Origin of the sequence: Sphingopyxis sp. (assembly GCF_965227415.1) — a bacterium.
Lineage (GTDB): Bacteria > Pseudomonadota > Alphaproteobacteria > Sphingomonadales > Sphingomonadaceae > Sphingopyxis.
Genome location: NZ_OZ245749.1, coordinates 1,702,818 through 1,722,839 on the forward strand (window position 1 = coordinate 1,702,818; position 20,022 = coordinate 1,722,839).

The following is a 20,022-nucleotide window of genomic DNA, read 5'->3' on the forward strand; positions in this document are numbered from 1 at the left end:
TCAGGCGGCCTTCCAGTCGCTCGTCGTCGTAAAGGAGGGCAACGCGAGCTGCGATCCCGATTGCTGCGTCGCCGCAGCGATCAGATAGGGCGACACGCGATGGCGCGTGCACAGGCCGCCATTGCCATCGCTGACCATCGTCTGTTCGAACTCGACGCCCTGCTGGTGCTTCATCGACCGGCGAACGGTCGCGGTGACGAGCTGCCCTTCGCCAAAGTCGATCACGAACCGCGTGCTGACGGGCACTGCCAATATGCCCTCGATGAAGGCGCCTGTGGTCGACAGGTTGCGAACTACGACATTGTAGCGATGATTGTCGTGGATCGCACCGACTTGCCGGAACATCTGGAAACGGTCGTTGCGCTGCCGCGCCGGACCCGACGGCTTGATCGTCCACGATCCCGCCGCGGTATTTTCGATCAATTCGCTCTGCGCGACAGGCTTGCTGTACACATAGCCCTGGACGTGGCTGACGTTGAGCTTGCGGATCAATTCGAGCTGATCGAGCGATTCGATCCCTTCGGCCGTCGTCTCCATTTCGAGCGCCTCGGCGAGCGCGACGATCGCCGCGATGATCGCGCCGTTGCGCGAACCCTTGACGGTGGCGCCGCGGACGAAGCTCTGGTCGATCTTGATCTTGTCGAACGGCGCCGACTGCAGATAGCCGAGCGACGAATAGCCGGTACCGAAGTCGTCGAGCGCGAGGCGGACGCCCAGGGCCTTGAGCGCCTTGAACATCTGCGCCGTTTCCTTTGAATCGGCCAGGAAGACGCTTTCGGTGATTTCGAGTTCAAGCCGGCCGGGTGACAGGCCGGTGGCCGAAAGCGCGCTTGCGACGATCTTTGGCAAGTCGGCGTTGGCGAACTGGATCGGCGAGACGTTGACCGCGACACGCAGGTCGCCAGGCCAGCGTGCGGCGTCCTCGCACGCCTTGCGCAGCACCCACTCGCCCAGTTGCCAGATCAGATTGGCTTCCTCGGCGATCGGAATGAACAGCGCGGGCGAGATCAAGCCGCGGTCGGGATGCGTCCAGCGAACCAGCGCTTCGACGCCCGTCACAAGATTGGTCTTCGCGTTGACGACGGGCTGATAGGTCAGCTGCATCTCGCCGCGCGCAAGCGCATCGCGCAAATCTTCCTCGAGCACCCGCCGGTCTTCGGCGGCCTGGTGAAGGTCGCTGGAGTAGAAGCTGAACCGGCCGCGGCCGTTGCCCTTTGCGGCATAGAGCGCGAGATCGGCATTGCGGACAAGGTCGTCGCTCGACTGCCCGTCGAAGGGCGCGATGGCGACGCCAACCGACGCGCCGATGATGCAGCGGCTGCCTTCGACAGAATAGGGCTGCGACAGGCTGTTGATGATATCGGCGGCCATGTCGCCAAGCTTGCCGCGATCCTCCAGGTCAGGAAGGATGATCTGGAACTCGTCACCGCCCAGACGGCTGACCATTTCCTTGTCGCCGACGATTTTCAGCAATCGTTCGGCCACCTGCTTGAGCAACGCGTCGCCCGCGGGGTGGCCCAGAGTATCATTGACCTGCTTGAACCGGTCGAGGTCGAGCAGCATGATCGCGCAGCAGCGCTGTTGCTGCGAAAAGGCGGCGAGCGTCGTGTCGAGCTTTTTCGATATGTTGAAGCGGTTGGCGAGCCCGGTCAGCGAATCATACAGCGCGAGGCGCGAGGCATCCTCCGCCGAACGTCGCTGCGCCGTGATATCACTGCCGCTGCCGCGCCAGCCGGCGAGCTTGCCCGCCTGGTCGAAATGCGGCGACCCCGAAATCGCCCACCAGCGATCGTCGCCCTCGAACGCGCTGCGCAGCGGCAGCTCGTCGAACTTCGATTGTTTGGTCATCAGGAACGGCAGCGTGCGCTGACGCTCGCCATGGCTGTCGACGGGAAGGAACAGGTCGACAAAGCGGTTCCCGAGCAGTTCGCCGCTCGACCGGCCCATCAATTGTGCGACCGCGTCGGTTATATAGGTGAGCTGGCCATTCGAGTCGGTCGCCCAGAACCAGCCTCTGCCACTTTCCTCGTAATTCTGAAGCAGAAGCAGCGCGTCGCGCGTGTGCAGGTTCGCGGCCGCGACCGCGGGTTCGATGCGCGGGCGCGACATGCGCGATCCGAGTTTGCCGAAAAAGCCGCGCGAACCGTCATCGGCTGCGCTCTCGTCCTGGTCCCCGTTAATGTTCCGCGACGGCATGTCCATCAATGAACTCTTGCTGGCCCCCTAAACCTGGAATCCGCAATGGCGACAATGCCTTGCCATATTGTAAATATTCCCACGATTTAACAGAGCAGTGTCTCATTTAGGAAAGCCGGAGCGATGGCGAGATCCAGCGGACGGGCCAGCAACGCTCGACTAAGTCGCCGAAGCGTTGGCCGCGCCATGCACACCGGCCACAGGTTCCGGCGTCGCGGGCGGTTATGTCCTGTATCGTTTTGAAACAATTTTCCGGACATGAGGGTTAACACCTCCTAACTATCGAGCGAATTTCGTTTAATCCTTGAATATGGCGTTACACCGAGTCGCATTGCGACGGTTGGCGCGGTGAGGACCGTGAGAAGGGTGGGATGATGAAGTTCAAGAATCTGGCAGCCGTTGCTGCATTGCTGGTTTCGAGCGCAGCCTTTGCTGCCCCTGCTCATGCCGCGCTGGTAACGCCCGCAACGGGTTGCGCGGTGACGGATATCTCGCCCACGGCTGGTTCCTGCGTCGGTTGGTACAGCGGCAATCTGAATGGCGGCAGCCCCGCGATGAAAAGCGATTCGGCTGAAGCGCTCAATCTTTTGCTCGGCAGCAATACGCTGACCGGCGCGACGCTGACCTGGCTCGAAGACCTGTCGCCGCTGAGCGGCAACTCGATCAATTTCGCGCACATGCTGTATGGCGACACCATCGTCAGCGTCCACGTCGGAGCGGCCAATGGTCAGCCCACGGGCGTCGGTTACACATCGACGGCTTTCTTTCGCTTCGACGCCGGCAGCGGCCTCGACGTGCTGACCTTCAATCGCGCCGGCCTTTCGAATGCCCGGCTCTATTCGACGGGAACGGTTCCGGGCGTCCCCGAGCCGTCGACCTGGGCCATGATGTTCCTGGGCTTTGGCTTGCTCGGCGCTTCGTTGCGCAATCGCCAGGCCGGAAAATCTGCGTCGATGAAGCTCGCCTGACGGCGATTGACCGACGAGTGCGGGCTTTCGGCTATCGCCGGGGCAACAACAGGCTCGCATCGCCATAGCTGTAGAAGCGATACTCCTGCGCGATCGCGTGGGCATAGGCTGCCTGCATCGTTTCCAATCCCATCAGCGCGCTCACCAGCATGAACAGGGTCGAGCGCGGCAGGTGAAAATTGGTCATCAGTCCGTCGATCGCCCTGAAGCGATAGCCGGGCGTGATGAAAATCGCGGTATCGCCCTCGAAGGGTGCAATCATATTGTCGGCGCGCGCCGCGCTTTCGAGCAGGCGCAGGCTGGTGGTGCCGACGGCAACCACGCGGCCGCCCTTCGCGCGAACGGCGTTGAGACGGTCGGCGGTCGCGGCGTCGATCCGGCCCCATTCGGCGTGCATGACATGATCGGCGGTGTCGTCGGCCTTCACCGGCAGGAACGTGCCCGCGCCGACGTGCAAGGTCAGCGTTTCGGTCAGGATTCCGCCCTTTTCAAGCGCCGCGAGCAGATCGGGGGTAAAATGCAGCGCGGCCGTCGGCGCTGCAACCGCGCCGTCCTTGTCCGCGAACATCGTCTGATAATCACTGCGATCGGCCTCGTCGGTCGCCCGCTTGCCCGCGATATAGGGCGGAAGCGGCATCGTGCCCGCGCGTTCCAGCAGCACTTCGACGGGCTCGTCGCCGCCAAAGGCAAGGATGAAGCTGCCATCGCTTAGCCGCTCCTCGGCGATCGCGGTAACGTCGGCGCCGAAATCGACCGTCTCGCCAATGCGAAGCCGCTTCGCGTTGCGGATAAAAGCCTGCCAGCGGCGGAGGTCGATGCGCTTGTGGAGCGTTGCGCCGATGCGCGCCTCTCCGCGCCGACCCTCGAGTTGCGCCGGGATGACGCGCGTATCGTTGAACACGAGGCAATCGCCGGCGCGCAGCCATGACGGCAGGTCGCGCACGCCGGAATCGGTCATCGCGCCCGGTTCGACGACGAGCATCCGCGCCGCATCGCGCGGGCGCGCCGGTCGGAGCGCGATCCGCTCGGCCGGCAGTTCGAAATCGAAAGCGTCGACGCGCATAGGATGCAGGCGCGTCCCCGCGCTTATTTCTTGATCGGCGCGTTGAGCTGGTCGACGGTGACGGCGGCCGAAGCGGCAGGCTGCGCTTCGGTCAGCATCGACGCAGCCGGAATCGGCTTGTTGTCGGCAGCAACCGACATCTGGACGATGCGCGACATCATCGCCGGCGGCTCGCCCTTCTGGACCGCATCGACATATTGCATGCCAGAGATCACACGGCCGAACGCCGTATAGCGATGATCGAGGCTGAAGCGCGGTTGCAACATGATGAAGAACTGGCTGTTCGCGCTGTCAGGGCTTTCGGCGCGCGCCATCGACAGCGTTCCGCGAAGATGCGGCGTATCGTTGAATTCGGCCTTGATATCGGGGAGCTGCGAACCGCCCTGCCCCGTCGCGGTCGGATCGCCCGTCTGCGCCATGAAGCCGTCGATCACGCGGTGGAACTTGATCCCGTCGTAAAAGCCCGCACGTGCCAGCGTCTTCAACCGCTCGACATGCCCCGGCGCGACATTGGGATAGAGCTGGATCACCACGCGCCCGCCGGTCGAGAGGTCGAGGTCGAGCATATATTCGGGATTGTTGATATACTGGTCGGGCGTCATCGCCGGAACGGCAGTGGCCGCGGCGGTGGGGACGGCGTCGCCAGCTGACGGCGCGGGCGCTGGTGCAGGCGGCGCTTCCACCGGCGGTGCCGGCTCGCTCGAAGCTGGCGGCGGTGCTTCGCTACCCTGCGGAGCAGGGGCCGGGGGCGCGTCCTGCGCGGCGGCCGAAGCCGCGAGGCCGAATGCCATCGCCGTCAGAATCACAGGGCGGAAGGAAAATTTCATGCTGGATCGGCCTCTTATTGAAAACTTGAACTGCGCCCCATTTGCCGCGCCCTAGCGGGAAAAAGCTGAACGCTCAATGATCGGGTCAGGGTTCGCCCTGGCGCAGGCCGCGGTCGGCGATCCGCGTCACCACGGCATCGCGCACCGACGGCGTCACGAATTTGTGGATGTCGCCACCGAAAATAGCGATTTCCTTGACGAGGCGCGAAGCAATCGGCTGCAACCCGACGTCGGCCATCAGAAAGACGGTCTCGATCCGGTCGTTGAGCTGCTGGTTCATCCCCGCCATCTGATATTCATATTCGAAGTCGGCAACGGCGCGCAGCCCGCGCACGATCAGACCCGCCCCCTCGCGCTCGGCAAAGTCCATCAACAGCGAATTGAAGCCGACGACGCGAATATCGCCGCCGACGCTCGCCACTTCGCGGCGCACCATCTCGATCCGCTCGTCATCGTCGAACAGCGGCGATTTGGTGATGTTGGTCGTCACGCCGACCACCAGCCGGTCGACGAGCTTGGCGCCGCGGCGGATGATGTCCATGTGCCCCAGCGTGATCGGATCGAAGGTTCCGGGATAAACCCCAATGCGCATCAATGGTCCCTTTCCACCACATAGCGTGCGATGGCGCGCAGCAGCGCCGCTTCTTCGCCGAAACCGGCAAGATGCGCAATCGCCTGATCGACGAGCAATCCCGCCTGTTCGCGCGCACGTTCGAGCCCCATCAGCGTGACGAAGGTCGCCTTGCCCGCGGCCGCATCCTTGTGGAGCGCCTTGCCCGCGAGCGCCTCGTCACCCTCGACATCCATGATGTCGTCGGCGATCTGGAACGCGAGCCCGATATCGCGGGCATAGCCGCGCAAGGGGCGGCGCGCTTCGGCGGGAATGCGCGCAAGGATTGCGCCCGCCTCGACCGAGAAAGCGATCAGAGCGCCGGTCTTGAGCTGTTGCAGCCGTGTCACCGTCGGCAGATCGAAGTCGGAGGTTTCGGCGGCAAGATCCATCATCTGTCCGCCCGCCATCCCTGCGGGCCCCGAAGCGAGCGCGAGTTCGCGGATCAGCTCGGTCCGCACGAACGGATCGGCGTGCGTCTCCACGTCGACGAGCCATTCGAACGCCAGCGCGTGAAGCGAATCGCCGGCAAGCACCGCTGTCGCATCGTCGAACGCCTTGTGCACCGTCGGTTTGCCGCGGCGCATATCGTCATCGTCCATGCAGGGCAGGTCGTCGTGGATCAGCGAATAGACATGCATGGCCTCGACCGCTGCGCCGACGCGCAGGCTGAGCATGCGATCGACGTGGAACAGGTCGCCCGCGGCACGCACGAGCATCGGGCGCAGCCGCTTTCCTCCCGCGATCGCGGCATGGCGCATCGCTTCATAGAGCGGCGCGCGCGGATCGGCGGGGACGGCAAGCAGGCGGTCGAACAGCTGGTCGATGCCGACCATGACGTCTTCCTGTGCGGCGCTCAGCAGCGAAGTGTTGTCGACCAGCGCCACTGTTGTCAGCTTTCGCCGAAGGGGGTCGTTCCCGCCGGTTGGCCATCGGCGCCCAGGCCGACCTGCTCGATGCGCGCCTGCGCAGCGGCAAGGCGCGCCTCGCAATGCTGCCGGAGCGCGTGGCCGCGCTCGTAAAGCGCGACCGATTTCTCCAGGCTGACATCGCCGCTTTCGAGGTGGCGGACGATACTCTCGAGCTCGCTCATCGCGGCCTCGAAAGACAGAGAGGAAATGGGCGCGGCGCCAGTCGATTCAGCGGCGGTATCGGGGGTATCCGTCATCGCCCTGCTTTGGCCCCTTCGCCCCCTTCCGGTCAAGCGCGACGTCCGCAAAACTGTCGGCATCGAGGCCCGCAGCGGGGCCGTTCTCGATAAATGTTTCTTAAACCCGACTGCATAGGAAGGGTTGGCAAGGGGGACATGAAATGGCGACCTATCACGGCGATCTGGAACGTTTTTCCAATATCCGGTTTCAGCGGACGCGGCAGAAATCGCTCGTCGTCGCCTATCTCCTGTGGTTCTTCTTCGGGATGATCGGCGCCCATCGTTTCTATATGGATCGCACCGCGTCGGGCATGGTCCAGTTGACGATTGTCTTTCTGCAGATGTTTTTCATCTTCGTCAGCATCAATCTGGTGATCGTCTCGCTTGGCTTACTGTCGCTGTGGGTGCTGGTCGACGCGGCCCTGATCCCTTTCATGGAATGATCGCGCACGGGCATTGACCCGCGCATTCTAGCCTATAACCTCTCCTTCATGTTCATCGGTCACTTCGCACCGGCGCTGGTCGCCGCCGCACGGCCGAAAGCCGCAGGCCTCGGCACGCTGTTCGTCGCCGCGCAGCTTGTCGATATCGGCTTTGCCGCGCTGCTGATTCCGGGCGTGGAGGCCATGCGGATCGTCCCCGGCATCACGGCGATGAACCCGATGGACCTCTATCATATGCCGTTCACGCACAGCCTGCTCGGCGCGAGCATCTGGGCGGCCGTATTCGGCACGATCGTGTGGGCCGCAACCAAACGGCGCGACGCGGCGATCGGCGCCGCGCTCGTCGTGGTCTCGCACTGGCTGATCGATCTCTTCGTCCATATCCCGGACCTCACATTGCTCGGCAGTCCGCCCCGGCTCGGGCTCGGGCTCTGGAATTATCCGCTGATCGAAATGCCGCTGGAGATCGCGCTCGTCGGGGGCGCGCTCGTCTATTATGCCCGCCGCACGCAGGCGCCTTCGGGCCATTTGCGGCTGTGGATTCTCGCCGCGTTCCTCGCGGCATTTCAGGCGATCGACTGGTTCGGACCGAAAGAGCCTGTTTATTCGCGCGCGATCCCGGCAACGATGCTGTTCGCCTACGCGTTCCTCGCAGCGGCCGCGCTATGGGCCGGCGCCAACCGAAAAGTAGCTGCCGCATGACCGTGCAGCTCATCGCCGCCTATGGCGCCACCGCAATATTCTTCGGTGCCCTTGATGCGGTTTGGCTGACCAAGGTCGGGCCGAAGCTCTATCGGCCGGAGATCGGCTCGCTGCTGATGGACGGTTGGCGCCCTGCCCCCGCGCTGATCTTTTACGCGCTCTATATCCTCGGCATCCAGATTTTCGCGGTCGCGCCGGCGCTGGCGGCGGGCAAATGGCAGGTCGCCGCACAGTGGGGGGCGCTGTTCGGCTTCTTTTGCTACATGACCTATGACCTCACCAACCAGGCAACGATGCGGGTCTGGTCGACCAAGGTTACCGTCGCCGACATCGCCTGGGGTACCGTCGCAACCAGCGTCGCCGCCGCCGGAGCCGCCTGGCTGGTCTTGACACTGCTCCCGCGCAGCCACTGACCGAAACCAATCCGCGCAATCACGATTCCGCTTTTTGCAATTGCGGGCGCCGCGCCATCCATTCATGCTGCACCGCACAAGAAGAGAGGGGCTCGAAGGCAAGTTTTGTTTCATCAACAAGGACTTGCATCATGAAAAAATTCTTCCTCCCCACCCTCGCGCTGTTGGCATTGGTGCCGACGACCGCCCGCGCCGAGGAACAGCGCTTCGAACATCAGGGGCGCATCTACAGCTACACCGTAACCCAGGTCGACGGCTATCGCGTGATCAGCGGCATCGAGGAAAAAACCGGCAAGCCGTTCACGCTCCGCGTCGGCGAACATCGCGTCCGCGGTACCGTCGGATCGCAGCAGGTCAGCTTTCCGCTACGCGACGTCGAACCGCTGGCAAAGGTCACCATTCTCGCTTCGCGTTAAACCAGCTCCGTCCGCAGACCCCATGGCGCTTTTCGCGTCATGGGGTCTGTTCGTTTTGCGCCTGTGTCTGTAAAGGCGCGCCATGACTCAGACCGCAACCGCGCCCGCCTCCGTCATCACCCCCGAGATCGTCGCCGAACACGGCCTGTCTCCGGAAGAATATGAGCGCGTCCTGCACGCGCTCGGGCGCGAGCCGAACCTGGTCGAACTCGGCATTTTCTCGGTCATGTGGTCCGAGCATTGCAGCTATAAGAGCTCGCGCCTTCACCTCAAGAAACTGCCGACCGAGGCGCCGTGGGTGATCTGCGGTCCCGGCGAAAATGCCGGCGTCATCGATATCGGCGAAGGCGAAGGCGGCAAGAAGCTCGCCGCGATCTTCAAGATGGAGAGCCACAACCACCCGTCGTATATCGAGCCGTATCAGGGCGCGGCGACCGGGGTCGGCGGCATCCTGCGCGACGTGTTCACGATGGGCGCTCGCCCGGTCGCGAACCTCAACGCGCTGCGTTTCGGGCGCCCCGACCATCCGAAGATGAAGCATCTGATCTCGGGCGTCGTGCACGGCATCGGCGGCTATGGCAATTGCGTGGGCGTGCCCACCGTCGGTGGCGAGGTCAATTTCCACAAGGCGTATGACGGCAACATCCTGGTCAACGCGATGACCGTCGGCGTCGCCGAACAGGACAAGATCTTCTATTCGGCCGCATCGGGCGTCGGCAATCCGATCGTCTATGTCGGGTCAAAGACCGGCCGCGACGGCATCCACGGCGCAACGATGGCGAGCGCGGACTTCGGCGAAGACGCCGAGGAAAAGCGCCCGACGGTACAGGTCGGCGATCCCTTCACCGAGAAACTGCTGATCGAGGCGTGCCTCGAGCTGATGGCGTCGGACGCCATCGTCGCTATCCAGGACATGGGCGCCGCGGGCCTGACCAGCTCGTCGGTCGAGATGGCGTCGAAGGGCGGCGTCGGCCTCCACCTGAAGATGGACGATGTGCCGCAGCGCGAAACCGGCATGACGGCGTATGAAATGATGCTGTCCGAATCGCAGGAACGCATGCTGATGGTGCTGAAGCCCGGCCGCGAGGATTTCGCCGCCGCGATCTTCCACAAATGGGAACTCGACTTCGCGGTGATCGGCACGGTCACCGACACCGGCCGCATGGTTCTCGAGCATCATGGCGAGATCGTCTGCGACATTCCCCTGGCCCCCCTCGCCGACGACGCACCGCTCTATGACCGGCCGCATGTTCCGACGCCGAAGCAGCCAGCGCTGACGAACGTCCCCGAAACGACCGACGTCGCCGCCGATCTCAAGACGCTGATGGGCACCCCCGATATCGCCAGCCGCCGCTGGATCTGGGAGCAGTATGACAGCCAGGTCGGCGCCGACACCGTGCAGACCGGCGGCGACGCTGCGCTCGTCCGCATCCACGGCACCAACCGCGCGCTCGCGATGTCGACCGACTGCACCCCGCGCTATTGCTATGCCGACCCCGTCGAGGGCGGCAAACAGGCGGTCGCCGAAACGTGGCGCAACATCAGCGCGGTCGGCGCGACACCGCTCGCGATCACCAATTGCCTGAACTTCGCCAACCCGCAGCGCCCCGAAATCATGGGCCAGATCGTCGGCTGTCTCGATGGCATGGCGCAGGCGTGCCGCGCGCTCGATTATCCGATCGTGTCGGGGAACGTCAGCCTCTATAACGAGAGCAAGGCGACGGGCGGCGGCAGCGCGATCCTGCCCACCCCCGCGATCGGCGGCGTCGGTGTGATCGAGGACCTGAACAGGGCGGTCGGCATCGGTTTCAAGCGCACCGGCGACATCGTGCTCGCGGTCGGCGAACGCGCCGGCCATCTCGGCCAGTCGATCTGGCTGCGCGAAATCCACGGCCGCGAAGAAGGCCCGCCGCCCGAGGTCAATCTTCGCTGCGAAAAGCGCACCGGCGATTTCATCCGCGGCGCGATCAATGCCGGCTGGATCACGGCGTGCCACGACGTGTCCGACGGCGGCATCGCTGTGACGCTCACCGAAATGGCGCTCAAGTCGGACATCGGCGTGCTGGTCAGCGAAGAACAGCCCTTTGGCATCGCCGAGAGCTTCTTTGGCGAGGATCAGGGGCTGTATCTGGTCACCGTCTGCGACACCTGCCTCGCCGACTTCCTCGACGCCGCAGGCCGCGCCGATGTGCCGGTCGATCCGGTCGGCCGCACCATCAAGGACCGCATCGTGTTCGAGCTGGAAGGCAGCGACCATCAGGTGACGCTCGCCGAGCTGCGCGCTGCGCACGAGGGGTTCTTCCCCGCGCTGATGGGGGCAGACGCCGCGCTGGCCTGATTTTCCCACCTCGTCATCCCGGCGAAGGCCGGGGTCTCGCCGGTGCGGCGAAATGCAAGGTTGAGATCCCGGCCTTCGCCGGAATGACGGAGGTATTGAAGTCATGAGCATCCACATCGGCATCGGCGGCTGGTCCTTCGAGCCGTGGCGCGGTCCCTTCTACCCCACCGGCCTCGCGCAGAAGCGCGAGCTTGAATATGCCGGGCAACATCTGACCGGGATAGAGATCAACGGCACCTATTATGGCAGCCAGAAGCCCGAGACGTTCGCCAATTGGGCGGCGTCGGTTCCCGACGGCTTCAAGTTCAGCGTCAAGGCGTCGCGCTTCACCACCAACCGCAAGGTGCTGAAAGAAGGCGCCGCGTCGATCGAGAAATTCCTGACGCAGGGGCTCACGCGGCTCGGCGACCGCCTCGGCCCGATCCACTGGCAGTTCATGGCGACGAAGAAATTCGACCGCGACGATTTCGCAGGCTTTCTCGACCTGCTTCCCGACGCTCAGGACGGCCTGCCGCTGCGCCACGCGATCGAGGTCCGCGACGAAAGTTTCCGTGATCCGGCGTTCATCGACATGCTGCGCGAGCGGAATATGGCGATCGTCTATGCCGACAGCGACGAGTTTCCGTGCATCGACGAACAGACCGCCGATTTCACCTATGCACGACTCCAGCGCAGCCAGGAGGATGTCGAAACCGGCTATGACGCCAAGACGCTCGATCAATGGGCCCAACAGGCCCGCGACTGGGCCAAGGACGACCGCGACGTATTTCTCTTCTTCATTTCGGGCGCAAAGGTCCGCAACCCCGCGGCCGCGCAGGCGCTGATCGCGCGCCTATGACCGCGGGCTATTCGGGAACGCCGCTCGCGAAGAAGCTGTCGTTGAAGGACGGCCTGCGCGCATGGTTCCGCGCGATGCCCGAGAGCGTGCGCGCCGAGATCGGCGAGATCGCGCTGAACGAACGCGCTGCACCCGAGGCCGGGCTACAGGCCGTGCATCTCTTCACGACCGACCGCGCCGAACTCGAACAGCTGCTCGGCGACCTCCGGACGCTTGTCGATCCCGCCGGGTTCGTCTGGGTCAGCTGGCCCAAGAAGGCGTCCAAAGTCCCGACCGACATCACCGAGGACGTCATCCGCGACATCTGCCTGCCGATGGGCTGGGTCGATGTGAAGGTCTGCGCTGTCGATGCGGTCTGGTCGGGGCTGAAGCTGATGATCCGCAAGGAGCTGCGCTGAAACGAACGAACCCCGGCGAAAGCCGGGGACCATCGGAACGCATGACTGGACCCCGGCTTTCGCCGGGGAGCACTCAGGCCGCCACCGCCTGCTGCGACGCCAGGAAGTTGTACGGGTCGATGCCGCGGCTGCGATATGCCCGATGGGCATCCTGATAGAGAGTCGGCTGGCCGATCCCCAACCGCGCACGCGCGTCTTCGAGCGGTTCGGCGAGTAGCGAGCGGATGTCCTGCTCGATGATCGCCTGCGATCCCTTGCCGTTGCGCTGGCCCTGACGGATCGCGCCCATCACAGGTGCTTCGCCCTTGACGCTGCGCTTCAGCTCATAGCCACCGGCATAGGCGATGAAGAAATTGCCGTAATTGCCCGTCTGGCCATAGGTGAAGCCGAGCACGCACTGTTCGCCGAGCGCATCGCGGCCGTATCCGGTCAGGATGTGAAACAGGTCGTGCGTGTCGCGCAGGCGATTGGCATACCATTGGATCTGGTCGTCGAACTTCGGACGGCCCATCTTGTCGGCTTCGGCGACGAGGCCGGCGGCCGACAGCCCTTCGCGGCGCATGAAGGTCACATAAGCGTGACCGACCGTGCCTTCGGGAAGCGCGTCGATCCAGCTATGATCGTCGAGCAGGTCGGGCAGATAGGGCTCGCTCGCCATCAGCCGCTGACCCTTTTCGCTTTCGACGAAGGCGCGCGCGTCGTCCATGAACCCCTTGCGCGGCAGGCTATCAAAGATGTGAAACACCTGTTCGGTGTCTTCCTTGTCCTTGATGAGGTTGCGAAAGTGCCGGAACGCCTTCAGCGGACGGAACTTTGCAGGGATGCGGTCGGGGTGGGAAAAGATGGTCGGGATCATGGCGGCTCTCTTACTGCGAACTCTGGCGAATCATCTGATGCTGAGCAAATAGCATTACTGACATAGATGTCAATAACCGTTTAACGCGGAGCGAGAAAGCGCTCGACGCCTCCCCTACCGCGCGATACGCCTTGGTTTCTCGCCGAAGGGGGAAACGGCATGGAAAATCACGCAGCGGCCACGCGCTACGAAAGCCTCGACGCCATCCGCGGTGTCGCGGTGATGGGCATTTTGGCGATGAACATCGCGGCTTTTGCGATGCCGTTCGCGGCCTATGCCAATCCGGCGGCCGGCGGCCCGGTCGGGACCCTCAACCTTGCGACCTGGTTCTTCAACTTCGTCCTCATCGATTCCAAGATGCGCGGCATGTTTTCGATGCTGTTCGGCGCCAGCACGTTGCTTGTGATCCAGAGCGCCGAGGCCAGCGGACGCAGCGCGGCGGGGGTGCATTATTCGCGCATGGTCTGGCTCGCGATTTTCGGGCTCGTCCATTTCTATTTCATCTGGTTCGGCGACATCCTCTTTCTCTACGCCATGTGCGGCCTCCTGCTCTTCGCCTTCCGCAATCTGTCGACAAGAGCGCTGATCCGGTGGGCCATCGGCTTCCTGATCGTCGGCATCGGCTTGCTCGCGTCGGGCTGGCTGATGTTCGCGCTGGCCGAAACGGGGCGTTTGCCTGCGGCGATTGCAGAGCAAATGAAGAGCGACCTTGCCGACATGAATGCCGAAATGGGGCCGGCCGCCACCAGCTATGGCAAAGAGGTCGCGATCTATCTCGGCAGCTATGCCAGCATCGTTGCGCACAAGACCAGCGAGGAACTGACCGAGCCCTTTGTCTCGACCCTGATGTTCCTGTGGGAGACGATGGGGCTGATGCTGATCGGCATGGCATTGTTCAAATCGCGCATGCTGACCGGCGAATGGGGTATCGCGCGCTATCGCACATGGGCGCTGCGCTGCTTTCTCGTCGCGATCCCATCGCTCGTCGTGCTGGCTTTCTATCAGATCGACAGTGGTTTCAGCGCGGTGTCGGTGTTCGGCGCGTCGCTGTCGCTGTCGGCGCCGTTCGACATCGTGATGACGATCGGCTGGGCGGCGCTGATCATGCTGCTGATCAAGACGGCGGCAAGCAACGCGGTGCGGGCACGGCTCGCGGCAACGGGCCGGATGGCTTTCACCAACTATCTGACGACGTCGATCGTGATGACGACGATCTTTTACGGCTATGGCCTGGGGCTGTACGGCAGCGTCGGACGCACCGCGCTTTATCTCTTCTGCTTCGGCATGTGGGCGGCCATGCTGTTCTGGTCAAAGCCGTGGCTCGACCGCTTCAACTATGGCCCGTTCGAATGGGTGTGGCGCAGCTTGTCGCGAGCGCGGATTCAGCCGATGCGCAAGGCCGCCGTGGCCTAGGGTCAGCACCCCAGGCTCGGAATCCTAATAGCTGACGGCGCGGCCAAAGCCTGACGGGCGACGCTGCACCAGCGGATTGGCTTCGCGCTCGAGCGCGTCGAGCGTTTCCTCGAACAGCGCACGCAACGTCACCACGCGCGGCAGATATTCTTCGGGGCTGACCTGCGCCTCGACGCAGTGGCGCGCGAACATCTCGATATCTTCGGACAGGGCGCCAAGTCGTTCGGCGCCGAACTGCCGCGCTTCGCTCTTCAGCGTGTGCGCCGGCATGACAAGACCGCTCGCATCTCGGGCGCGCATCGCCTCTTCGATCACGGCCACCGACTTGGTGCCGTCCTCGCGAAAATAGCCAAGAATCCGCACGAACGCGGCCCCCAACTGGGTGCGCGTCGCGCGGAATTCATCCCAATCGACCAGGATCTCGTCCAATGGCTGTTCCTCGGTGTTCAAAATCGGTCTTTGGTCCCCGCACGACCTTGCATCGAATTGGGTAAAAAAGAGGTTACGAGGCGTCGCTTTCGACGCGAAAGCCGACCCGTTTTGGGTCAGACGCGGCGGACGTGCCAGCGCCCGGCATCGGCTTCGCCGGTTTCCGCCACGATCCGCCAGCCATGTTCGGCCGCCAGCGCGGCGACTTCGCGGCCTGCCTGCGGGTCATCGGCAAGCAGCAAGACGTCATCCGCGCCGCGCATCGCGCGCGCCAGCCGGAGCGCGGGCCAGGGACAGCGCATGCCGCGCGCATCGACGACGAGGGTCGCAAAACCCCCTACGCCGTCACTCGTCATAGGGATTGCGCGAATTGCGGAAGTTGAGGCGCACGGGAACGCCCTGAAAACCCAGTTCCTTGCGCATGCCGTTGACCAGATAGCGTTCATAGCTTCCCGGCAAGGAGTCGGTCCGCGTGCCGAAGACGACAAAGGTCGGCGGCCGCGTCCGCGCCTGCGTGATATAACGCAGCTTGATGCGCTTGCCGCCCGGGGCTGGCGGAGGGTTGTTTTCGACGGCGGTCTCGAACCAGCGGTTGAGCCGAGCGGTCGAAACGCGGTTGGTCCAGATCGCGCGCTGTTCGAACGCAACGCGGACCAGCGTGTCGATGCCCTTGCCCGTCGCGCCCGAAATGCTGAGCACCGGCACGCCCTTGACCTGGCTGAGGCCATCGTCAAGCGCGGCGCGGACGCCGTTGTACAAAGCCGAAGGTTCCTCGGCGACGTCCCATTTGTTCAGCGCGACGATCAGCGCGCGACCTTCCTGCAGCACGCGGTCGGCGATTCGCAGATCCTGCGCCTCAAGGCCTTTGGTGGCGTCGAGCAGAAGCACGACGACCTCGGCGAAATCGACCGCGTGCAACGCGTCGGCGACAGCAAGCTTCTCCAGCTTGTCCTGCACCTTCGCGCGCTTGCGCATGCCCGCAGTATCGAACAGCTGAATCTCGTTAACCTCGCCATCGTCTTCCCACGTCCAGTCGACGCGGATCGAGTCGCGAGTGATCCCCGCCTCGGGCCCGGTGATCAGGCGGTCCTCGCCGATCATGCGATTGATGAGCGTCGATTTGCCTGCGTTCGGACGGCCGACGATCGCGAGCTTCATCGGGCCTAGCGGCGCGTCCTCGTCCTCCTCGTCGCCCTCGAGCGGCGGCGGCAAGGCTTCGGCGGCGGCCGCGTCATGGCCTTCGACGATCGGCCGCAGGGCATCGAACAGATCGACGATGCCGTCGCCATGCTCGGCGCTGAGCGCGATCGGATTGTCGAAGCCGAGCGAATAGGATTCCATCAGGCCGTTTTCGCCCTGCTTTCCCTCGGCCTTGTTCACAACCAGGATGATCGGCGTGTTTTCGCTGCGCAGCCAACGCGCGATTTCTTCGTCGAGCGGAGTGACCCCGGCGCGGCCGTCGATCATGAACAGCGCGGCATCGGCGTCGCGTACCGCCTTTTCGGTCTGCACGCGCATCCGGCCGGGCAAGGTCGCGGCGTCCTGATCCTCGAAACCCGCGGTGTCGACGATCAGAAACTCCAGCCCTAGCAGATTGGCATCACCCTCGCGCCGGTCGCGCGTCACGCCCGGCTGGTCATCGACGAGCGCAAGGCGCTTGCCGACCAGTCGGTTGAACAGCGTCGATTTGCCGACATTGGGTCGGCCGACTATGGCGATCGTTGCGGATCGCACCATGCTTCTATCCTACTTTCGCGGAGGCAGCGTGCGCGGCCCCGCCCCTGTTACCGCCAGGCGGTGATGCGCCCGTCGTCGGCCAAAATATACAGCGTGCTGTTCGCGACGATCGGCGTCTGCGACAGCGGCGCTTTGAACTCGGTCGTCGCGAGAACCGATCCGTCGGCCGGCGAAAATTCGGTGAGCTGGCCTTCGCTGTTCACCGCGATCAAACGGCCGCCGGCGAGGATCGGGCCCGTCCAGCGGATCGGGTCCTTCTTCTTCTTTGCGGTCTCGACGCGGAAACGCGCGAGCTGCTGGATCCAGCGCACCTTGCCGTTGCCGCGTGCGACGCACAGCAGCTTGCCGTCGTCGGTCATCGCATAGACCCACTCGCCGACCACATAAGGCGTCGAAATGCCGGCGATCGAGATTTCCCAGCTACGCTGGCCGGTGACGAGCTCATAGCTTGCCATGCGACCGCCCTGGCCGAGTGCAAAGACGCGGCCGCGGTCGATCACCGGATCGGCATCGACGTCCGACAGGGTCGAAACCGACAGCGCCATCGAGGTGCGCGCAAGCGCATCTTCCCACAGATCGCGGCCGTTCTCGTAACGATACGCCTGGACCTCGCCCGACGAATAGCCGGCGACGATGGTGCCCTGACCGGCCGCGGGCGAACCTGCGCCGAAGATGCTGCCGGCTTCGAGCGATGCCGTTGCCTGCCACTGCACGGCGCCACTGGCGGCGTTGAGCGCGAAAATCTGATTGTCCTGGCTGATCACGAAGACGTCGCCGAACGCGATCGTCGGCGCGCCCCGGAGCGGACCGGCGGGCTTCGATTTCCACAGGACCGAGCCATCGGCGACATTGAGCGCAGCGACGTCGCCGACGCCGCTGGTCGCATAGACGACCGATCCGTCGACTGCCGCGCCGCCGCCGAACAGCGAATTCTTGAAATCCTTGCCAGCGCTGCCGATTGCAACGCTCCACAGCTTTGCGCCGCTGTTGGCATCGAACGCCGAGATCACCGCGTCGGTGTCGACGACGAACAGCTTGCCGTCCGCGACCACCGGCGACGAGGCAAGCCGCTGCTTGTTCGTGCTGCCGGCGATGCTGGCTTCCCAGATCTTGGTACGCGACGCAGCGAGCGCCGGATGGCCCATCGACTTCGAGGCGTTGCCACCCGATTGCGCCCAGTCGGCGTTGACGGCAGGTTCGGGAAGAACAACCGCAATCTCTGCCGTCGCGGGATCGATCTTGACGCTGCTGTCGTTCGAGAGGATCGACACGCGCTGTCCCACCGTCGGCGTCTTGGGTCCGCCATTGCCCTTGAACGCGCCGCAGCCCGCAAGCGGCAGCGCCAGCATGGCTGCCGCGCACATCACATAATGCCGTTTCAGCATATTATTTGGCTTCCTCAGTCTTTGCGGCCGCCGCTGCCCCCGGCGTGCCTTTCTGGTCCCCGGCAGCGCTCTGCGCTGCCTTATTCGTATCGGCCTTGGCGCTTTCCGCTGCGCGATCGGTAATGGCGTCGACGCCCAGCATACCCGCCATCTGGACGCTGCGCGACTGGAGCGTCTTGGCGACCCCCGGCAATTTGGCAATGCGGCCATAGAGCGCACCGGCCTGATCGAACTGGCCGGACTGATAATAGGCAGCGGCCGTCAACTCGGCCGCGCTGGCAAACCAGCTCGACTGCGGGTCCTTGGCATCGACGATCGGCTTGAGCCGCGCGATCACCGCCTGCGGCTTCAGCGTGTCGAACTCCAGTGCCGTCTGCCGCACCAGCGCCATGTCGCGCAGCGACTGGTCGAGCTTGGTGTCGCCCGCAACCTGCGCGAGCATCGCGACAGCGGCTTTGATGTCGCCCTTTTCGGCCTTCATGTTCGACTGCTGGATCAGCGCCGCGGCGCGATAGGCGGGATTGCCCTCGCCCTCCAGCTTCTTGAGCGCGGCAGTCGCGGCGGTCGGCTGATTGCCCTTCACCTGTTCGAGCGCGGCGATCAGTTCTTCGCCCTTTTCGCCGCGCGCGATGTCCTGCCGGTGTCCCCAATAGAGGTAAGCCGCAAAGGCCATCAGCGCTGCGATCACGCCGCCCACGATCCAGCGTCCATAGTTTCTGGCAATTCTGTCGATCCGGTCCTTGCGAACCGCTTCGTCGACTTCCTGCAAAAACGCCGCATTGTTATTCGGGCTCAGAGCCAATCAAACCTCCATAAACTCAAACCGGCTCCGGCCACATGGGCGTCGCGCCGGTCGCTTCCTTAGCGACGGCGCCGAAAAAGGCCAAGCGATTCACTTTGCGGGAAGCGCCGGGACTTTCACCCTTCGTAGATCTGATCCGATGTCGGGAATGAACGGGACCTGACCTCCTCGGCATAGTCCTTCACGGCGCCGTTCACGACTCCCGCCATGTCCTGATAGCGCTTCACGAATTTCGGCACGCGATCGAACATGCCGAGCATGTCATCGGTGACGAGAACCTGGCCATCGCACTGCGCCGAGGCGCCGATACCGATCGTCGGGCAGTCGACCTTGCCGGTAATCTCGATCGCGATCGATTCGAGGACGCCCTCGATGACGATCGAAAAGGCCCCGGCCTTGGCGACCGCGACCGCATCCTCGACGATCGAGCGCGCTTCCTCGTCGCTCTTGCCGCGCACGCCATAGCCGCCGAGGATATTGACCGCCTGCGGCGTCAGTCCGACATGCCCCATGACCGGAATGCCGCGCTGGGTCAGGAATTCGATCGTCGGGGCGAGCACCTTGCCGCCCTCGACCTTTACCGCCGCAGCGCCGGTCTCCTTCAGCAGACGGGCGGCGTTATGGAACGCCTGTTCGGGGCTGCCTTCATAGCTGCCAAAGGGCATGTCGACGATGACCGCGGCATGATAGCTGCCGCGCACCACCGCAGCGCCGTGCAGCGCCATCATTTCCATCGTCACGCCGACCGTGTGCGGGAGCCCGTAAATCACCTGCGCCAGCGAATCGCCGACGAGCAGCATATCGCAGTGCGGATCGAGCAGCTGCGCCATGCGGACGGTATAGGCCGTCAGCATGACGATCGGCTCGCCGCCCTTGCGCTGGCGGATGCGCGGCACCGTCAGGCGCTTCATCGGCTGCGGCGTCGGATTGGCGCGGCTCGTGGACGTGTCGAAGGTGAGCGTTTTAGGCAGAGTGGACATGGCGCCGGGGTCTAGCCGATGCAGCGCCGCTTGCCAACGCAATCCGCCTCCGCCGTAG

At 64.0% G+C, this 20,022-nt stretch carries 22 protein-coding genes; 9 read left to right on the forward strand and 13 right to left on the reverse strand.

All coding sequences use genetic code 11. The features are described from left to right. Complete coding sequence (locus ACO055_RS08250; RefSeq protein ID WP_422062106.1) at nucleotides 1-2,109, reverse strand: putative bifunctional diguanylate cyclase/phosphodiesterase; 2,109 nt, start codon at nucleotides 2,107-2,109, stop codon at nucleotides 1-3. 461 nt (nucleotides 2,110-2,570) lie between these two features. On the opposite strand from ACO055_RS08250, the gene ACO055_RS08255 reads away from it, so the two are divergent. After that, complete coding sequence (locus ACO055_RS08255) at nucleotides 2,571-3,164, forward strand: PEPxxWA-CTERM sorting domain-containing protein (protein WP_422062107.1); 594 nt, start codon at nucleotides 2,571-2,573, stop codon at nucleotides 3,162-3,164. A gap of 31 nt (nucleotides 3,165-3,195) precedes the next feature. On the opposite strand, the gene queA is transcribed toward ACO055_RS08255, so the two are convergent. The 5 genes from queA to ACO055_RS08280 all read right to left on the reverse strand — a co-directional run bounded on the left by queA (nucleotide 3,196) and on the right by ACO055_RS08280 (nucleotide 6,832). Further along, on the reverse strand, nucleotides 3,196-4,227 hold the full coding sequence (gene queA, locus ACO055_RS08260; protein ID WP_422062108.1) for a tRNA preQ1(34) S-adenosylmethionine ribosyltransferase-isomerase QueA: 1,032 nt from the start codon (nucleotides 4,225-4,227) through the stop codon (nucleotides 3,196-3,198). Between the two features lie 23 nt (nucleotides 4,228-4,250). After that, on the reverse strand, nucleotides 4,251-5,054 hold the full coding sequence (locus ACO055_RS08265) for a peptidylprolyl isomerase (protein WP_422062109.1): 804 nt from the start codon (nucleotides 5,052-5,054) through the stop codon (nucleotides 4,251-4,253). 85 nt (nucleotides 5,055-5,139) lie between these two features. Continuing rightward, nucleotides 5,140-5,646: a pantetheine-phosphate adenylyltransferase gene (coaD, locus tag ACO055_RS08270; RefSeq protein WP_422062110.1), complete on the reverse strand. Its 507-nt coding sequence runs from the start codon at nucleotides 5,644-5,646 to the stop codon at nucleotides 5,140-5,142. Further along, a complete protein-coding gene (locus ACO055_RS08275; RefSeq protein ID WP_422062444.1) occupies nucleotides 5,646-6,500 on the reverse strand; it encodes a polyprenyl synthetase family protein in 855 nt (284 codons plus the stop codon). The genes coaD and ACO055_RS08275 overlap by 1 nt, the downstream gene beginning before the upstream one ends. Before the next feature lie 56 nt (nucleotides 6,501-6,556). Next, on the reverse strand, nucleotides 6,557-6,832 hold the full coding sequence (locus ACO055_RS08280) for an exodeoxyribonuclease VII small subunit (RefSeq protein WP_422062111.1): 276 nt from the start codon (nucleotides 6,830-6,832) through the stop codon (nucleotides 6,557-6,559). A 143-nt stretch (nucleotides 6,833-6,975) separates the two neighbouring features. Here ACO055_RS08280 and ACO055_RS08285 point away from each other — a divergent pair, with 143 nt between their 5' ends. The 7 genes from ACO055_RS08285 (at nucleotide 6,976) to ACO055_RS08315 (ending at nucleotide 12,362) form a co-directional block, all read left to right on the forward strand. After that, nucleotides 6,976-7,257, forward strand: a complete 282-nt coding sequence (locus ACO055_RS08285; protein WP_422062112.1) for a TM2 domain-containing protein — start codon at nucleotides 6,976-6,978, stop codon at nucleotides 7,255-7,257. Between the two features lie 48 nt (nucleotides 7,258-7,305). Next, on the forward strand, nucleotides 7,306-7,959 hold the full coding sequence (locus ACO055_RS08290) for a hypothetical protein (protein ID WP_422062113.1): 654 nt from the start codon (nucleotides 7,306-7,308) through the stop codon (nucleotides 7,957-7,959). Beyond that, nucleotides 7,956-8,372 (forward strand): DUF2177 family protein, encoded by a 417-nt coding sequence (locus ACO055_RS08295; RefSeq protein ID WP_422062114.1) that lies wholly within the window; start codon nucleotides 7,956-7,958, stop codon nucleotides 8,370-8,372. The genes ACO055_RS08290 and ACO055_RS08295 overlap by 4 nt, the downstream gene beginning before the upstream one ends. Before the next feature lie 131 nt (nucleotides 8,373-8,503). After that, the gene (locus ACO055_RS08300) at nucleotides 8,504-8,788 is read left to right on the forward strand and encodes a hypothetical protein (protein WP_422062115.1); all 285 of its coding nucleotides are present in this window, start codon (nucleotides 8,504-8,506) and stop codon (nucleotides 8,786-8,788) included. Between the two features lie 82 nt (nucleotides 8,789-8,870). Then, nucleotides 8,871-11,126 (forward strand): phosphoribosylformylglycinamidine synthase subunit PurL, encoded by a 2,256-nt coding sequence (gene purL, locus ACO055_RS08305; protein WP_422062116.1) that lies wholly within the window; start codon nucleotides 8,871-8,873, stop codon nucleotides 11,124-11,126. Between the two features lie 103 nt (nucleotides 11,127-11,229). After that, nucleotides 11,230-11,964 carry a DUF72 domain-containing protein gene (locus ACO055_RS08310; protein ID WP_422062117.1) on the forward strand — a complete coding sequence of 245 codons (735 nt, stop codon included), beginning with the start codon at nucleotides 11,230-11,232 and terminating at the stop codon, nucleotides 11,962-11,964. Then, the gene (locus tag ACO055_RS08315) at nucleotides 11,961-12,362 is read left to right on the forward strand and encodes a hypothetical protein (RefSeq protein WP_422062118.1); all 402 of its coding nucleotides are present in this window, start codon (nucleotides 11,961-11,963) and stop codon (nucleotides 12,360-12,362) included. The genes ACO055_RS08310 and ACO055_RS08315 overlap by 4 nt, the downstream gene beginning before the upstream one ends. A gap of 73 nt (nucleotides 12,363-12,435) precedes the next feature. On the opposite strand, the gene ACO055_RS08320 is transcribed toward ACO055_RS08315, so the two are convergent. After that, complete coding sequence (locus ACO055_RS08320) at nucleotides 12,436-13,218, reverse strand: Coq4 family protein (protein WP_422062119.1); 783 nt, start codon at nucleotides 13,216-13,218, stop codon at nucleotides 12,436-12,438. A 159-nt stretch (nucleotides 13,219-13,377) separates the two neighbouring features. Here ACO055_RS08320 and ACO055_RS08325 point away from each other — a divergent pair, with 159 nt between their 5' ends. Further along, nucleotides 13,378-14,631 carry a DUF418 domain-containing protein gene (locus ACO055_RS08325; protein WP_422062120.1) on the forward strand — a complete coding sequence of 418 codons (1,254 nt, stop codon included), beginning with the start codon at nucleotides 13,378-13,380 and terminating at the stop codon, nucleotides 14,629-14,631. 24 nt (nucleotides 14,632-14,655) lie between these two features. Here ACO055_RS08325 and ACO055_RS08330 read toward each other — a convergent pair whose 3' ends face one another. From ACO055_RS08330 to panB, 6 genes are all read right to left on the reverse strand, one after another. Beyond that, nucleotides 14,656-15,060 (reverse strand): Hpt domain-containing protein, encoded by a 405-nt coding sequence (locus tag ACO055_RS08330; protein WP_422062121.1) that lies wholly within the window; start codon nucleotides 15,058-15,060, stop codon nucleotides 14,656-14,658. A 116-nt stretch (nucleotides 15,061-15,176) separates the two neighbouring features. Then, nucleotides 15,177-15,362 carry a sulfurtransferase TusA family protein gene (locus ACO055_RS08335; RefSeq protein WP_422062122.1) on the reverse strand — a complete coding sequence of 62 codons (186 nt, stop codon included), beginning with the start codon at nucleotides 15,360-15,362 and terminating at the stop codon, nucleotides 15,177-15,179. 43 nt (nucleotides 15,363-15,405) lie between these two features. Continuing rightward, complete coding sequence (der, locus tag ACO055_RS08340) at nucleotides 15,406-16,797, reverse strand: ribosome biogenesis GTPase Der (RefSeq protein ID WP_422062123.1); 1,392 nt, start codon at nucleotides 16,795-16,797, stop codon at nucleotides 15,406-15,408. 47 nt (nucleotides 16,798-16,844) lie between these two features. Continuing rightward, on the reverse strand, nucleotides 16,845-18,182 hold the full coding sequence (locus ACO055_RS08345) for a PQQ-binding-like beta-propeller repeat protein (RefSeq protein WP_422062124.1): 1,338 nt from the start codon (nucleotides 18,180-18,182) through the stop codon (nucleotides 16,845-16,847). A 1-nt stretch (nucleotide 18,183) separates the two neighbouring features. Then, nucleotides 18,184-18,984: a tetratricopeptide repeat protein gene (locus ACO055_RS08350; RefSeq protein WP_422062125.1), complete on the reverse strand. Its 801-nt coding sequence runs from the start codon at nucleotides 18,982-18,984 to the stop codon at nucleotides 18,184-18,186. A gap of 116 nt (nucleotides 18,985-19,100) precedes the next feature. Next, a complete protein-coding gene (gene panB, locus ACO055_RS08355) occupies nucleotides 19,101-19,964 on the reverse strand; it encodes a 3-methyl-2-oxobutanoate hydroxymethyltransferase (RefSeq protein WP_422062126.1) in 864 nt (287 codons plus the stop codon). Between the last annotated feature and the right edge of the window lie 58 nt (nucleotides 19,965-20,022).

Bases quoted from the DNA above. Each gene is read 5' to 3' on its own strand.
- ACO055_RS08250 (WP_422062106.1), bottom strand. From the start codon at position 2,109: ATGTCGCGCCCGCGCATCGAACCCGCGGTCGCGGCCGCGAACCTGCAC.
- ACO055_RS08255 (WP_422062107.1), top strand. From the start codon at position 2,571: ATGAAGTTCAAGAATCTGGCAGCCGTTGCTGCATTGCTGGTTTCGAGC.
- queA (WP_422062108.1), bottom strand. From the start codon at position 4,227: ATGCGCGTCGACGCTTTCGATTTCGAACTGCCGGCCGAGCGGATCGCG.
- ACO055_RS08265 (WP_422062109.1), bottom strand. From the start codon at position 5,054: ATGAAATTTTCCTTCCGCCCTGTGATTCTGACGGCGATGGCATTCGGC.
- coaD (WP_422062110.1), bottom strand. From the start codon at position 5,646: ATGCGCATTGGGGTTTATCCCGGAACCTTCGATCCGATCACGCTGGGG.
- ACO055_RS08275 (WP_422062444.1), bottom strand. From the start codon at position 6,500: ATGGTCGGCATCGACCAGCTGTTCGACCGCCTGCTTGCCGTCCCCGCC.
- ACO055_RS08280 (WP_422062111.1), bottom strand. From the start codon at position 6,832: ATGACGGATACCCCCGATACCGCCGCTGAATCGACTGGCGCCGCGCCC.
- ACO055_RS08285 (WP_422062112.1), top strand. From the start codon at position 6,976: ATGGCGACCTATCACGGCGATCTGGAACGTTTTTCCAATATCCGGTTT.
- ACO055_RS08290 (WP_422062113.1), top strand. From the start codon at position 7,306: ATGTTCATCGGTCACTTCGCACCGGCGCTGGTCGCCGCCGCACGGCCG.
- ACO055_RS08295 (WP_422062114.1), top strand. From the start codon at position 7,956: ATGACCGTGCAGCTCATCGCCGCCTATGGCGCCACCGCAATATTCTTC.
- ACO055_RS08300 (WP_422062115.1), top strand. From the start codon at position 8,504: ATGAAAAAATTCTTCCTCCCCACCCTCGCGCTGTTGGCATTGGTGCCG.
- purL (WP_422062116.1), top strand. From the start codon at position 8,871: ATGACTCAGACCGCAACCGCGCCCGCCTCCGTCATCACCCCCGAGATC.
- ACO055_RS08310 (WP_422062117.1), top strand. From the start codon at position 11,230: ATGAGCATCCACATCGGCATCGGCGGCTGGTCCTTCGAGCCGTGGCGC.
- ACO055_RS08315 (WP_422062118.1), top strand. From the start codon at position 11,961: ATGACCGCGGGCTATTCGGGAACGCCGCTCGCGAAGAAGCTGTCGTTG.
- ACO055_RS08320 (WP_422062119.1), bottom strand. From the start codon at position 13,218: ATGATCCCGACCATCTTTTCCCACCCCGACCGCATCCCTGCAAAGTTC.
- ACO055_RS08325 (WP_422062120.1), top strand. From the start codon at position 13,378: ATGGAAAATCACGCAGCGGCCACGCGCTACGAAAGCCTCGACGCCATC.
- ACO055_RS08335 (WP_422062122.1), bottom strand. From the start codon at position 15,362: ATGCGCTGTCCCTGGCCCGCGCTCCGGCTGGCGCGCGCGATGCGCGGC.
- der (WP_422062123.1), bottom strand. From the start codon at position 16,797: ATGGTGCGATCCGCAACGATCGCCATAGTCGGCCGACCCAATGTCGGC.
- ACO055_RS08345 (WP_422062124.1), bottom strand. From the start codon at position 18,182: ATGCTGAAACGGCATTATGTGATGTGCGCGGCAGCCATGCTGGCGCTG.
- panB (WP_422062126.1), bottom strand. From the start codon at position 19,964: ATGTCCACTCTGCCTAAAACGCTCACCTTCGACACGTCCACGAGCCGC.